General features: G+C 42.2%; 14 protein-coding genes. 3 read left to right on the top strand and 11 right to left on the bottom strand.

Features of this window, described 5'->3' with window-relative positions; translation table 11 throughout:
* The first annotated feature begins 22 nt into the window (after positions 1–22).
* Positions 23–592 carry a LemA family protein gene (locus FNZ24_RS10380; protein ID WP_153914415.1) on the top strand — a complete coding sequence of 190 codons (570 nt, stop codon included), beginning with the start codon at positions 23–25 and terminating at the stop codon, positions 590–592.
* Between the two features lie 193 nt (positions 593–785).
* On the opposite strand, the gene FNZ24_RS10375 is transcribed toward FNZ24_RS10380, so the two are convergent.
* The 3 genes from FNZ24_RS10375 to FNZ24_RS10365 form a co-directional block, all read right to left on the bottom strand.
* On the bottom strand, positions 786–1,421 hold the full coding sequence (locus tag FNZ24_RS10375; protein ID WP_153914414.1) for a Type 1 glutamine amidotransferase-like domain-containing protein: 636 nt from the start codon (positions 1,419–1,421) through the stop codon (positions 786–788).
* A 59-nt stretch (positions 1,422–1,480) separates the two neighbouring features.
* On the bottom strand, positions 1,481–1,723 hold the full coding sequence (locus FNZ24_RS10370) for a DUF1059 domain-containing protein (RefSeq protein ID WP_153914413.1): 243 nt from the start codon (positions 1,721–1,723) through the stop codon (positions 1,481–1,483).
* A 327-nt stretch (positions 1,724–2,050) separates the two neighbouring features.
* A complete protein-coding gene (locus tag FNZ24_RS10365) occupies positions 2,051–3,397 on the bottom strand; it encodes a serine hydrolase domain-containing protein (protein ID WP_153914412.1) in 1,347 nt (448 codons plus the stop codon).
* A gap of 163 nt (positions 3,398–3,560) precedes the next feature.
* Here FNZ24_RS10365 and FNZ24_RS10360 point away from each other — a divergent pair, with 163 nt between their 5' ends.
* Positions 3,561–4,460 (top strand): LysR family transcriptional regulator, encoded by a 900-nt coding sequence (locus FNZ24_RS10360; protein ID WP_153914411.1) that lies wholly within the window; start codon positions 3,561–3,563, stop codon positions 4,458–4,460.
* Positions 4,461–4,636: 176 nt separating this feature from the next.
* On the opposite strand, the gene cobO is transcribed toward FNZ24_RS10360, so the two are convergent.
* The 8 genes from cobO to FNZ24_RS10320 form a co-directional block, all read right to left on the bottom strand.
* Positions 4,637–5,269 (bottom strand): cob(I)yrinic acid a,c-diamide adenosyltransferase, encoded by a 633-nt coding sequence (cobO, locus tag FNZ24_RS10355; RefSeq protein ID WP_153914410.1) that lies wholly within the window; start codon positions 5,267–5,269, stop codon positions 4,637–4,639.
* Positions 5,266–6,783: a cobyric acid synthase gene (locus tag FNZ24_RS10350; RefSeq protein ID WP_228768450.1), complete on the bottom strand. Its 1,518-nt coding sequence runs from the start codon at positions 6,781–6,783 to the stop codon at positions 5,266–5,268. The genes cobO and FNZ24_RS10350 overlap by 4 nt, the downstream gene beginning before the upstream one ends.
* 178 nt (positions 6,784–6,961) lie before the next feature.
* On the bottom strand, positions 6,962–7,513 hold the full coding sequence (gene cobU, locus FNZ24_RS10345) for a bifunctional adenosylcobinamide kinase/adenosylcobinamide-phosphate guanylyltransferase (protein ID WP_153914408.1): 552 nt from the start codon (positions 7,511–7,513) through the stop codon (positions 6,962–6,964).
* Positions 7,513–8,289, bottom strand: coding sequence for an adenosylcobinamide-GDP ribazoletransferase (locus tag FNZ24_RS10340; RefSeq protein WP_153914458.1), 777 nt, complete (start codon positions 8,287–8,289; stop codon positions 7,513–7,515). The genes cobU and FNZ24_RS10340 overlap by 1 nt, the downstream gene beginning before the upstream one ends.
* Before the next feature lie 72 nt (positions 8,290–8,361).
* Positions 8,362–9,429, bottom strand: coding sequence for a nicotinate-nucleotide--dimethylbenzimidazole phosphoribosyltransferase (gene cobT, locus FNZ24_RS10335; RefSeq protein ID WP_416384832.1), 1,068 nt, complete (start codon positions 9,427–9,429; stop codon positions 8,362–8,364).
* Positions 9,430–9,433: 4 nt separating this feature from the next.
* Positions 9,434–10,555 carry a FecCD family ABC transporter permease gene (locus tag FNZ24_RS10330; RefSeq protein WP_153914406.1) on the bottom strand — a complete coding sequence of 374 codons (1,122 nt, stop codon included), beginning with the start codon at positions 10,553–10,555 and terminating at the stop codon, positions 9,434–9,436.
* Positions 10,552–11,373, bottom strand: a complete 822-nt coding sequence (locus tag FNZ24_RS10325; protein ID WP_153914405.1) for an ABC transporter ATP-binding protein — start codon at positions 11,371–11,373, stop codon at positions 10,552–10,554. Before FNZ24_RS10325 ends, FNZ24_RS10330 begins: the two co-directional genes overlap by 4 nt.
* 411 nt (positions 11,374–11,784) lie before the next feature.
* The gene (locus FNZ24_RS10320) at positions 11,785–12,633 is read right to left on the bottom strand and encodes a histidine phosphatase family protein (RefSeq protein ID WP_153914404.1); all 849 of its coding nucleotides are present in this window, start codon (positions 12,631–12,633) and stop codon (positions 11,785–11,787) included.
* Positions 12,634–13,038: 405 nt separating this feature from the next.
* Between FNZ24_RS10320 and FNZ24_RS10315 the strand changes: the two genes are divergently transcribed.
* A partial coding sequence (locus FNZ24_RS10315) for a homocysteine S-methyltransferase family protein (protein ID WP_194945039.1) occupies positions 13,039–14,344 on the top strand: 1,306 nt, incomplete at its 3' end.

The raw sequence follows: 14,344 nt of genomic DNA, 5'->3' as shown, positions 1-14,344 counted from the left end.
TAGTCATACTCAAGGAACCATCATGGAAATGTCTTATATTTTACTCGCGATTGTCGTCATTGCTGCCATCGCAGGCTTTATGATTTATAACGCCATTGTTAAAGAACACAATGCGGTTCAACGTGGCTGGGCTGATGTATTAACCCAAGAAAGGCAGCGTAGCCGCATTATTCCTGAACTTGATAGAGTGCTGCAAGAGCACAAAGACTACGAAAAAGAGTTGCTGCCTAAAATTACTGCTTTGCGCCAAGGCATTAATGCACTGCAAGATAATAACATTGATACCAAACTGCAAAGTGACGTTGATAGAGCCTCGCAAGAGCTAATAAAAGGCATTAATGTCGCAGTAGAGGCGTATCCAGAATTAAAAGCGTCAGAGTCTTTTTCTAAGTTTATGAATGAGATTACTGAACAAGAAGAAAATGTCGGTGCAGCTGTGCGTATCTTTAACCAGAACGTAGCCAACTTTAACTCTTGTATTCAATCATTTCCGAACAATATCGTGAACTCAATGTTCAATAAAAAACAGACCATTGAAGTGTTTACTGACAGCAAAGCTCAAGCCGCTTTCGAATATACGCCAAAGTTCTAGTTTAAGTTCTAGTACAAGTTTTAGTATAAGTTTTAGTTTTAGCTCTGATTTAAACTTTAAACCTAAATCTAAGTTCTAACACTAAACCTAAATCAAGCAGTCAGCTTGATTGGCCGAATAAAAACGGGGCTCATCAGCCCCGTTTGTCTTTTCTAAAATGGCCTAACGGATAACTTTTTGGAAGAATTAAGGATTACTGCAGCAGTTGTGGTGTGCCGAATAGTTGCTGCTTGTAGCCTAATACCGTGACCGCATCTGCATCACTTAATAGCAATAAATCATAAGGGCTTTGCTGCTGAAACATCTTAAATTCAGTCTCATTTTTTAATGGCAAACTCACATGAGGCACCACTAAAAAGCTAACTAAATTCAATCCAACCGTATCAGCTAAATCAACTTGGTTTTGATCACCACACAAGACTGCAGAGTCGATACTAGGCGTCATAATCATGGCTCCAGCACTGACACCCACAATGGGCTTACCTTCATCAGCGAGGCATCGCAATGTTTTATCTATTCCGCGTTGTTTAAGCCAATATAAAAACCGATAAGTATCACCACCCGATAAATGCACCATGCCGCTTTGTTTAAGCACTCGCTCCAAATTAGGGTCAAAGCCTTGCTCAAGCTCCATATACTCCACTTGTTCAAATCCAAGCGCTTGGTACATATGCTTAATCGGCTCAAAATATTGTCTTTGTGGATCAGGTTCTGAGGCTATATACACCACAGGCAACTTCAGAATATCAGAAGATAAATTCTCAATAAGCACAGAAATAGCATCTAAAGAGGCTACAGAAGAGGTATTACTTAATAACACTAGGTTCATTGAAACTTGATGTCCTTATCTTTAGCTATCGTTAGCAATCAATAGCCCTTACTTTACAGCTAATGCTCATCGTCAGGCAATGCATCAAACTGTTTGCGCTTTTCATCCATATAAGATTGCATCGCCCCTGGTTGCTGCATCAAAGTCGACATTTCAGCCATCACCTTCATGTGCGCGGGATCTTGTTGCTGAAACATCGCCATACCGTGCTGTTTGCTAAGCTGCGCCATTTGCTCAAAAGTTTCAGCTTGAAACACTTCATCACACGCGCCGCCAAGTTGTCTACAAGTCATCGTTTTCATGTAAATATCCTTATATGTCTTATTAGCTAATTACGTTTACAAAAGCTCACTAATGAAAAATAGCACATTGCAAATGAACGAGAGCAATAAGGTTAAACTGTAACGCGCATAATGCATACTTACAAAAAAGCCAGTTGCACAAATCATTGCACAACTGGCTTTTTAGCCATTCAATTATTGTATAAACAATATGCCGTCAATAATGATTTAAGGTTAGTCATGACGCCATAAAAGAGCCGAATTCAGCGATAAAAAATGAAGTCACTTAATCCGTATCTAATAGCTATTCACATCATTGAGTCGTTAAAATCCGTTAACCAAACCAGCCTATAAGCTCTTAGCAGCTGAAAGGCTTTTCTTTTCATAATGATTTGCGACAGCTTCAAACGCGGCTAAACGAGGTAAATTAGTCGACCTTGCGGCATTTGAGGCTGATTCTGCAGACGAAAAAGTCGCGATAACTAAGTTCTGCTCTTGATTGATATACAAGTGTTGGCCAAAGACGCCTCTGAATGTCGCTATGCCTTTTTCACTATCATGAACCCATAAATAGTTCTTGTAACCTTCTAACCATTGGTCATAAACAGCAGAATCTTCAGCCTTATAGACACTACGGTCCATATGCCCTTTCTCATCTTCTGTTAAATTGAACGTATCTTCTATCCATGCTTTTGAGAACACTTGCTGACCGTTAAATTTTCCGTTGTTAGCCATAGCGATTCCGACTCTAGCAAAGTCTCTTAACGTGGTTGCAAACCCACCTGTTGCAACAGGAGTGAATGCCATATCAGTCATAAAAGTGGCATCGTGTTCAACACCAAGCTTATACCAGATATTTTCAGCGATAAAATCTTGTAACGGTTGCCCTGACACCCGGGCAATAAGCCATCCAGCGACATCAACATTTGGCGAATGGTATTCATACTTATGATTCACAGCTAATGCTGAATTTTGCTTAAACTGGGGAGCAAATTCTAATAAACCGCGCGGGGTATCGTCTTTAGTAGGGTCGAGCGCCATTAAGTCATATGCCGGTACTAAACCTAAACGACGAAAGTACTCATAATGCATAGTACCAGGGGTGATATTGGCATAATCTTCACTGTAATCTAAAGCAGATGTCATGTTTAGCACGGTTCTCACCGTTTGCTGACCAAAATGACTGCCCTGCAATTCTTCAATATAGCTCTCTACCGTTTTATTTGGATCTAGCTTGCCTTGCTCAACAAGGATCCCAATTGCCTGCCCAACGAGTGATTTAGTGCTTGATGCCCACATGTGATGATCTTTAGGCCCAAAAGTACCAAAGTACTCTTCATGAACAATCTCACCATCTTTAATGATCACATAACCATCAGTACGGTCATTTATCATTGCCTCTTTAACAGTAAACTCTTGTTCACCGAACTCAAAGTTCAGTGCTGCTAATCTTGGGTCTAGGTTTTCAGATAATACTGATACATTACCGTCACGAGGCACCATTACACTTGGGTGAATACCCATATTTTGAAATGCCCAATGATTGTAATCAGGATGCGCCCAATTGCCTAATGTCACCTGCTCTTTCGCATCAGTTGTCGTAGAGTACATCGCCTTCGCGTTATCGTTAGCCGAGACAGAGAACACTGAACATGTTGTAAGTGCAATTGAGATTGCCAGCGATTTAAGTTTCATGTTTGGGTCCTTACTTACTATTTATTATCGAAGCTAAATTGAATATCAACATTAGTGACATTCAATTTTGCAATTAATCATTGAGCCCATAATACGTTCGACATTCAATACATACGAATACATAATGTACGTAAAACACGTACATAAAAACTAAGAGGAAGCGATGGTTACTTTGGAGCAACTATCTTGTTTTAAAGCGGTATACGAACTTAACAGTTACAGTAAAGCTGCAAGAGCAACGGATAAAACCAGAGCAACGGTTCGCGAAAGAATTAAAGCATTGGAAGATGTTTTGGGGTTTGAACTCTTTGAAACTCAAGGGAAATCGCTAGTTCCTTCAGAGAATGCTAGGCATCTGTATCCTAGAGCTAACAACTTAACCAGGCAATCAAAAGAGTTTTATAGCGTCGCATTGTCCACTTTCAGCACTGAAATCACCTCCATCGTCTTACATCATGATGACTTGATACCACTGTGTTTGTTATCGGATATCGATGATGCAATTGAACGTGAATTCCCCAATATTTCAATAAATTGGCTTCAAAGAGACCGTCAATCTAGTTTTAAAGATATCGAGTCTGGTGATGCGCTATTTTCAATTATGCCGACAATAGGAAAAATCTTCCCGAACACGAAAGTCGGTATTGTCAATTTAGGGACGTATCAATATGCACCTTACACTTCTATGGATTCCGACATTTCCCATCAGGAAATCGACCTTAATCAATTAACAACCGAGGATTTTCTGCTGACTGAAAATTCGGTATTAAATGAAATGAGATATGCAAATATCAGTAATCGAAAGCATCTTGTTTCGAACAATGACATGTTGCTACATAAGATCCAGAAAAAAGGCTGGACCTTACTCAGCACCGCAAACGCCCAAGATTTTATAGAAACGGGGAAATTAAGAAGAATCAAAATCAAAGAAACTATTGTTAATTTGAGACAAGAGATGGTGTTGTTTTATCCATTACATTCAGAAATGGATTCAACAAGAAACCGAATAATTGAAATAGCTAAGGAGTGTGCAACTAACTTTGCCAACAGCCCTTACGCTTAATTTATGCATCAATATAAGGTATGCATCTTCACTGGAATTACTGACTCTTTGATTTGTCTGTATTTGTGGCAATGATAAGCATAAAAAACCTCTTCTCATAACCATAAGAAGAGGTTTTGCTACCTATAGGGACGTTCAGTACAAAGCTCGTCTAATTAAAAGCTAATAATTAAAAGCTAATAATCAAAACCGATTTGCGCCTTTATCCCATCATTAAAGGCATGTTTTATCGGTTGCACTTCAGATACCGTATCAGCAAGTTCGATAATTTCTCTATGACAAGCGCGGCCAGTAATGATCACATGTTGCATTTTAGGACGATTATTTAGTGCCTCGATAACACGCTCTAACTCAATGTACTTATAGGTCACCATGTAAGTCAGTTCATCCAGCAGCACTAAATTAATCGACTCATCTTTAAGCAATTTTTCAGCATCTTCCCAAGCAGACTCGGCTGCGGCAACGTCCTTTTCTCTGTCCTGAGTTTCCCAAGTAAAACCTGTACCCATGACAAAAAACTCAACGCCGACTTTTTCAAGTAAGTTACGTTCGCCGCACTCCCAGCCACCTTTAATAAACTGTACCACAGCGGCTTTTTGGCCATGGCCTGCACAACGGGTTACTGCGCCAAAACCAGAAGTGGATTTGCCTTTACCATTGCCTGTCAGCACCAGCAAAATGCCTTTCTCTTTAGTGGCTGCGGCAATTTTCGCATCAACGCCTTCTTTTACTTTTTGTTGGCGCGCTTTATGACGCTCGGCTTTGGTTTCATTCACTGATGTATCATTCACTGCATCTGACTGTGTCATACAAGACTTCCTGTTAATTTTTCCATATCTAGATGCGCTTCTAGCACATCTGCTAATCGTTCAAGTTGTTGTTCTCTAATTTGATTAATATCCACAGTTTGAGCATGCTCTAATCCTGCCCAGGTCAATATCAACTGACAAGCACTCGGGCTGTCGAAAAGTCCGTGGACATAGGTTCCCAGAATTTGATTGTCGGCTGTTAAGTAACCTTCTTCAAACCTTTCTTGCACTGGTTTATCGTCCTGAAACACAAAAGACAAAGATAGCGGCAGGCTTTGTGTTTGCTCTTCTACATGCTGACTTTGGCCACAATGGATTTCATAACCGTTAACACTCGCTTGTTGCTCATTCAGCGTTAACTGTCCTTGCACTTGCTGCAAGGTTTTATGTTCGGTCAGCTCCGTTATCATCTCAATGAGACCTAAGCCTTTGCTGCTACCAGCCACATCTTCGATACCATTAGGGTCATTAATTTCAGTACCTAGCATTTGATACCCGCCGCATACGCCAATCACTTTACCGCCATAGCGTAAATGTCGATTAACCGCCTTATCCCAACCTTGCTGTCGCATAAAGTTCAAGTCGGCGCGAACATTTTTACTGCCTGGTAAAATGATCAGGTCGGCTTTAGGGAAGTCTGAACTGCCAGATTGGGTTTGCATACTGACATAATTAAATTCGACATTAGGATTAAGGCGCAGTGGGTCAAAGTCAGTGTGATTGCTAATACGCGGAAAGACCAACACCAAAACCTTAAGTTTCTCGTTGTGACTATTATTAGCCGTTTGCGGTGTATCCACCAGCGCATCTTCAGCATCAAGGTGTAAATCATGTAGGTAAGGTAAAACACCTAAAACAGGCTTATTGGTGTAACTTTCTAGCCAATCAATGCCTGACTGCAATAGGCTGATATCACCACGAAAACGATTAATTACAAACCCTTTTACGCGGTTTTGCTCTGATACACTGAGCAGGGCTAGCGTGCCCACCAAGTGGGCAAATACGCCGCCTTTATCAATGTCAGCGATAATAATCACTGGACAATCTACCGCTTCAGCAAAGCCCATATTGGCAATATCACCTTCACGTAGATTAATTTCTGCAGGGCTCCCTGCACCTTCAACCACCACCATTTCATATTGAGACGTTAGCCGTTCAAACGACTGCAATACCGCGTTCATTGCAACCGACTTATAGTTACGACTTTCTGGCCCGAAAAACGCTTGCGCCTCAAGTGAGGTTAACGCTTTGCCATGAATGATGATTTGCGATCCTGTGTCTGAACTTGGCTTGAGTAACACTGGGTTAAAGTCAGTATGGGGTTCTAGTTTACAAGCCACAGCTTGCAACGCTTGCGCTCGACCGATTTCGCCACCATCGATGGTCACAGCACTATTGAGTGCCATATTTTGCGGTTTAAATGGGGCGACCTTGTTACCTTGTCTTGCAAAAACTCGGCATAACCCAGCGACTAAGGTGCTTTTACCCGCATCTGATGTTGTGCCCTGAACCATCAAGGTTTTGGCTTTACCGGCGTGATAATGATGTTGCTCTGCAAATGCCAGCACAGAATCAAGCTCACTATTAATATCATCAGGTCTATCTTGATTGCTCATTAATGCCAATCGTCCTTAACGTGTTTTTGTATGTATATCAGTGAAATAATGAAGAGATGAAATGATGTGTAAAGCACTAACCTTTTAACAATAACGGAATGCCTGCGACCACTAAACTCACCTTATCTGCTCTGGCTGCGATGGCTTGATTAAGCCAACCTGCTTCATCAGCAAATCGACGAGTGAGCTCACCTAAAGGCACGATACCTGAGCCCACTTCGTTACTGATAAAAATGATTTTTCCTTTAAGCTTAGGTAAGCAAGCAAGTAAGGCTTTTTTCTGTTGTTGCCACAAATCATCAACGCCATTACGGTGGGTTTCTTCGCTCGCAATTAAATGGTTGGTTAGATACAGGGTAAGGCAATCGACCAAAATAACCTTATCTTCGCCACTTTGCTCAACTAAAGTCGATGCCAGCGCTAATGGGGTTTCGATTAATGTCCAATCCACGTTCGCATCTGCACGGTCTTGTTGGTGTCTTGCGATACGTTGCTGCATTTCATCATCTAAGGCGGTTGCAGTGGCGATATAAACACAAGCATCACCCTGCTCGGCATATTGCTGAGCAAGTGACTCTCCATATCGGCTTTTTCCTGAACGCGCGCCGCCTAAAACAAGATGGATCATTAATTCAATCCTATGGTTAACATTATGCAGTAACACATGAGTTCACTAATTTGTTGAGCCGCACCTAAGGTATCGCCTGTGTATCCACCAATTTGACGATTGAATCCCCAAATCAATAATTGTCTAAGCGCAACTAATGCCAGCAACAACACAAATGCTACAAGGCCATTTAAACAAGCTAAAACGGCGAACCCACTAAGACATAAAATCAATAAATCATTAATGTGTTGGTGCTGCGCTAACGGCTTAGATTTACTACCGTCATCTTCAGTGACATATTGCTCAGAGAAAATCATGCTCGCGGCAACGACTCGACTTAAAGAATGTGCCACAATCAGCGCAATTGCTGCTTTTAGTGGACTATAAAGTGCAATTTCAACCAATAGTTGCCACTTTAACAGTAAGGTTAACCCCACAGCCAAGGTGCCATAAGTGCCAATGCGGGAGTCTTTCATGATCTTTAATTTGTCAGCAACTTTCCAGCCACCACCAAAACCATCTGCGGTATCCGCTAAGCCGTCTTCATGAAAACCACCAGTAATTAATACGCTAGCAATTATCGCTAAGATCACCGCAACACTGTTTGGCAATATAAATTGGCTGAGCCAAAATACCGCAGCACTCAACACGCCAACAATGACTCCGACAACGCCAAAGTAACGGCTGGCTTTATTGAGCTTATCGCTATCAAATTCAACCCATGCAGGAATAGGAATTCGAGTAAAAAAACTCATTGCGATAAGCAGTAAGTTTAGTTGTTTCCTGAACCAGCCCATATTGAAATAGGAGCCGATATCTGAACCCTGAGACATTCTCTAATCCTTGATAGCGTTATTGTTAATAGCAGCCTAAACCACATTGCTCACACCAGCATTTTCAAAACTGGCCATGTCATTGTAAAAATTAACTGCTGATTGAATAATCGGTAACGCCAGTGCTGCGCCTGTGCCTTCGCCAAGTCTTAACCCTAAAGATAAAATAGGTTTTGCATCCAAGGCTTCAAGCATTTTCACATGGCCTTGCTCATCTGATTGATGAGCAAAAATTAAATAACCTCGGGCATCTGGGTGCAGTGCTACAGCTGCTAATGCTGCTGCAGTCGCGATAAAGCCATCAATCACCACCAGCATTCTTTTCTCGGCAGCGGCTAAAATAGCCCCGGTCATTTGCACAATTTCAAAGCCGCCCAAACAAGCCAAAACATTAACCGGATCATTAAGATTATTACGATGTAGGTTCATCGCCACAGTTAATAATTCAGATTTTAATGCAAACGCTTCATCATTAATCCCAGTTCCGCGGCCAACACAGTCTTTGACATCAAGCTTTAATAGGCCTGCCATCACCGCTGCGGCTGATGAGGTATTGCCAATGCCCATTTCACCTAATGCAATTAAATTACATCCTGAGTCATAATGGCGCTGCACCACTTCATTGGCGTAGCTAAAGCCATCTTTCACTGACAACAAGGTCATTGCAGGCTTTTGATGAATCGCTTGGGTGCCTGAGCCGAGTCGATGATTAGTCACACTTGGATGGTCACTTGGGGTGAGCATACCGCAATCAATCACTTCAAGGTTTAAGCCCATTTGGCGGCAGAAAACATTAATTGCAGCGCCGCCGGTGGCAAAGTTTGCCACCATTTGTTTAGTCACTTCACTTGGTGCAATAGACACCCCGTGGGCAGCAATACCATGATCCCCTGCAAACACTAACATTGCAGGTTCTTTAATCGACAATTTATGTCTGCCATTAAATTGTTTGGCAAACTGCACTTGAGCAATTTGCTTTGCCAAGGTTTCTAAAAGACCTAGCGCGCCCAAAGGCTTAGTTTTTTGGTTTATTTTATGTTGGATCTGCTCATCGATATGATGGTTAACCGGATCTACTGCAAACATTTTTATACTCCAAAACAGCGTCTTATCGACGATGGCGTAAAACAAATAAGAAAAACACACTACCAATAGCAGCAGTAATGATTCCAACAGGTAACTCTTGATTAGCCAGCAAACAGCGGGCAAGTACGTCTATCCAAATCATAAATAGCCCACCAACGAGTGCGGTGATTAAAATGGGCTGATGACCAGGGAATAGTAGCCGAACGGTATGGGGGATCATTAACCCCACAAAGCCAATGCCGCCACAACTTGCGACTAAAACTGCCGTAATTAACGAGCACAATAACAGCATATACAAGCGCAATTTAGCCACGTTAACGCCAAGAGAATGGGCGGTTTCATCTCCAGCCTGAATGGCAACCACTTGACGTTTAAAAGCTAATATAATCAATATACTACTGCATACAACAACGGCAGGTATAACCAGTCCATCCCAACTTGCTTTAGCAAAGCTACCTAAGCTCCAAAACAGCACTGAAGCCGCCGCTTGCGGGCTAGAAAAATACAAGACTAAACTGGTGAGAGCCCCAAACATAAACGAAGTAGCCACACCCGATAACAGCATTCTTTCGACTTGGCTTGCGCGGCCAAACCCCGATAAAGACAAGACTAATAACACTGAAAAACAAGCGCCAATAAATGCGCCAATTGGCAAGCTAAGGGACGACCAAGACCACCAAGCATCATGGCTAAACCAACCAGAACGCAATAAAGCATCAGCTAAATGACTGCCAGACTCCGATAGCCATTGCTGCACTAGCCCTTGGCTACCAAAAAAGCTCAATACTAATACCGCCCCAAAAGAGGCTCCTGAACTTATACCAAATAAATAGGGATCGGCTAATGGATTTCGCGTGACAGTTTGCAACACACTCCCTGCTAACGCTAAACCTGCGCCAGCAATAAAGGCCAACAGAATGCGTGGTAAGCGAAGTTCGAACACGATACGCTGAGTTATCGCACTGGTATTATTTGAAGCAAAGGGCTCTATACCAAAAATAGATGAGCTAAATAGGGTGATAACTTGCTCAAAACTAATATTGGCGGCGCCAAAACTCGCTGCTGCAATCGGGGTGATTAACGTCAGTAAAGCAGTTACAAACAGTAAGGCTTTATACTTAAATGAAGTTGCAGCTAAACTCATGAGTCATGCTCCCCACCATGTGGCTGGCCAGTTTGATAACCGTAAAAGTAGGTAATCAAAGGTTTACCATGTTGAGGGTGTTTCGAAATCTGACAACACACGTCAAACACATCGCCAATAATGGCCTCAGTTAGCACTTCATCAGGTAAGCCTTGAGCAATACATTTCCCTTCATCCAATAACAACAAACGATCACATACTGCACTAGCAAGGTTCAAATCATGAATAGATGCGATAACGCTGATCCCTAGTTGCCTAACCAGTTCTAATATTTGTATTTGATAACGAATATCTAAATGGTTAGTGGGTTCATCGAGGATCAACAACTGCGGCTTTTGCACAATAGCGCGGGAGATTAAAGCACGTTGTTTTTCGCCACCTGATAGCTGCTCATATTGCTGTCGTGCTTTGTGTAGCAAACCGACTTTATCTAGTGCTTCTGCAACATGCTGCTTATCAGCTAGAGAATCTGTTTCAAATAAGCCCTTATGCGGTGTTAAGCCCATTGAGGCGATTTGCTCTGTGGTCATTTCGAAATAGTGAGGAGTTTCTTGCTGTACCACGGCAACTTTGGTCGCTAACCGTTTTTGGCTTAAGCCACTCATGTTTTGCCCAAAAAGCTTAATTTGGCCTTGGTCTGGGGTGATATAACGGTACAAGCAACGTAACAGGCTAGATTTACCCGCTCCGTTTGGACCAATAAGACCAAGCATTTCACCTTGGGATAAGGCAAAACTGACTCGTGAAAGGATCTGGTTTTCATCCACAGACCAACTGAGTTGTTCAACGTTTAACGCTAAAGCAGGATTTAAGCTCATATTTTAATAGCCTTAGCCATTAAAACTGCCGCTTTGTGCAATGAAGCACAGGTAAAAATTAATAACATTCACACTCCGCCTGAGTCACCCGCACAGGTTGTATCACGCTGATAACAGCAAGGAAAATGGCGCTAGGTATCTGACTTTATGAAAATACGACACTGTTTAAGCAAAGTGTTTTCACATTACAGTTGCGGGTACAGTTCATGCTAATCATCATAAGTTACCTTATGAGAACCATGATTCCCTATTCATTTGATGCCAGTTAATCTAGATAAACTTTTGCAACAAATTAACGCTATTTAGTTTTATAAATAACCTGAACACAGGCTAACAATCTTATCGAACTGGTTTAGTGACAACATTGTACGACATATCTGGCTGAGTTTTAGCGCTTTTCAGTAATATCTTTTAGCTTGGCCAATTCAATCTGTATACAGGCTTTATCGCAGAAGAAGGTGCTTGTTTATTTGCGCTAACCTTAGTGGAATCAGCTTTTACTGAAACCAGACTATCTCCATCGTTATTAGCCTGACTTTCAGGCCAAAAAATATCGATAGTCACACTGGCTGCATAATCAATGGCTAATTGCGCATATAAACCTTTGCAACGTTCAAGCCCGAGCACTTGACCGATAATATGTCTTATCACTCCGCCATGAGTCACCACCAATGCGGTGGCGGGATTATCTTGTTCGCTTTGAGCTTTGCTAGACTCAAGTTGCTTGTCTAGCATAGCTGTGATCATCGCAAGCCCTTGTGTCACTCTCGCTTCAAAGTCTGCCATAGGCTCGCCATTAGGTGGCGTATTGTCCCATGGGTTATCCCAGTATTGATCTAACGCTTGCGGATGTTTTTGATATAACGCATCAAAGCTTTGCCCGTCCCAATCACCAAAGTCCACTTCTTGAAATTGCGGCAGCAAATTAACTTGCAGTGGCAGGTTCTTATCCTGTTGCTGCTCTTGCTTCTGTTTAAGTGAATAACTAGCTGAAGCTGCAAACTGAGTATCATTATTTTCAGAGAATAAACGTGCTTGATTGATATCTGCGGCAAACTCCTCAGCAAATAGGCTACATCGTATTAAAGGCGAGCTAAAAATTAACAGGGAGTTCGCTTGATTAATCAATCCAAGCTTTTTAACACTGGCCTGCATGTTCGCCAAGCCAAACGGCGTTAATGAAACATCGGTTTTTCCCCGCAAAATATTGCCGCCTTCGCATTGACCATGGCGTAGTAATATCAGTTTGGCTTGTTTCATTTATCCCTTTCACCTTTATAAACGATTATTGATTGGTTACTTTTTTGTCTAAAGATATGTTTGTTCCGTCTCTAGATTGTGGATGTTCAGTCACTGATTATAGAGATTTCAAAGACAGTGAATTTAACAATGCGGCCAGCTTAGTTCAGTAATGCGCTTGCTCTTACAATCCATTTAAACGTATTATGGACGTCTATACGTTTAAATGTCCAAACAAAAATCCCATCCATATAGAAGATAGGATTAAAGATGAAGATTGGGACGAGTATTTCAGCGGGGATTTTTTAACAATAGCCGCCTTTTATAAGATAAATAAAGGTATGCTATTTTTATTCAATCGCACTGCTTCATCACCCAATAAATTGGCCTATAGCACCAACTAATAAGTAATAAAGGTATTCCGATATGACGAAGTCGACTTCTTACAGTCAGGTTCTTGAACAACTTACAAATACGCTTAATGAGCGCATTGTAATTCTTGATGGTGCCATGGGCACCATGATCCAAGACTATAAATTGGAAGAAGCCGATTACCGAGGTGAGCGTTTTAAAGATTGGCATTGTGACGTAAAAGGTAACAACGACATGTTGGTACTGAGCCAACGCCAAATCATTAAAGATATACACACCAAGTACATGTTGTCTGGCGCCGACATTATCGAAACCAATACCTTTAATGCCACCACCATTGCCATGGCTGATTACGACATGCAGTCGCTGTCAGCAGAGATCAACCTTGAAGGTGCCCGTGTTGCCCGTGAAGCAGCTGATGAAGTGGCAGCCCAAACTGGCACGCCGCGTTATGTAGCAGGCGTTTTAGGCCCAACTAACCGCACTTGTTCAATTAGCCCTGATGTAAACGACCCAAGCTTTCGTAATGTCAGCTTTGATGAACTGGTCGATGCGTATGTGGAATCCACCAGCGCCTTAATTGAAGGCGGCGCAGATATCATTATGGTCGAAACCATCTTCGATACCTTAAATGCAAAAGCCGCATTATTTGCCATTGAAAAAGTCTTCGATACCCTTGGAGACAGATTACCTGTGATGATATCGGGCACCATTACCGATGCCTCAGGCCGTACACTCACAGGGCAAACTACCGAAGGTTTTTATAACTCACTGCGCCACATTAAGCCGCTTTCAATCGGCCTTAACTGTGCATTAGGCCCTAAAGAGCTGCGTCCTTACGTTGAAGAATTATCACGTATTGCAGAATGTTTTGTCTCTGCTCACCCTAATGCAGGCCTGCCAAACGAGTTTGGTGGTTATGATGAAACCCCACAAGAAATGGCTGAAGTGATTCAAGATTGGGCCGCCGAGGGCATGCTCAATATTGTCGGTGGTTGTTGTGGTAGTACGCCAGATCATATCAACACCATTCGCGAGTCAGTGATTAATCACCAGCCTCGTCAGATACCTGATATTCCAGTGGCATGTCGCCTTTCAGGATTAGAGCCACTAACCATTGATGGCAACTCATTATTTGTGAACGTCGGCGAACGCGCTAACGTTACAGGTTCAGCTAAGTTCTTACGCTTAATCAAAGAAGAGAAATTTGAAGAAGCGCTCGATGTCGTGCGCGAGCAAGTTGAAAACGGCGCGCAAATCATCGACGTCAACATGGATGAAGGCATGCTCGATGGCGCTGAGTCGATGAAAAAGTTCTTAAACTTAATCGCCTCAGAGCCTGAAATATCTCAGATCGGAA

Origin of the sequence: Shewanella sp. TC10, from assembly GCF_009663145.1 — a bacterium.
Lineage (GTDB): Bacteria > Pseudomonadota > Gammaproteobacteria > Enterobacterales > Shewanellaceae > Shewanella.
Note: the sequence above shows the minus strand (reverse complement) of the source record. Positions and strands in the feature narration are given on the sequence as shown.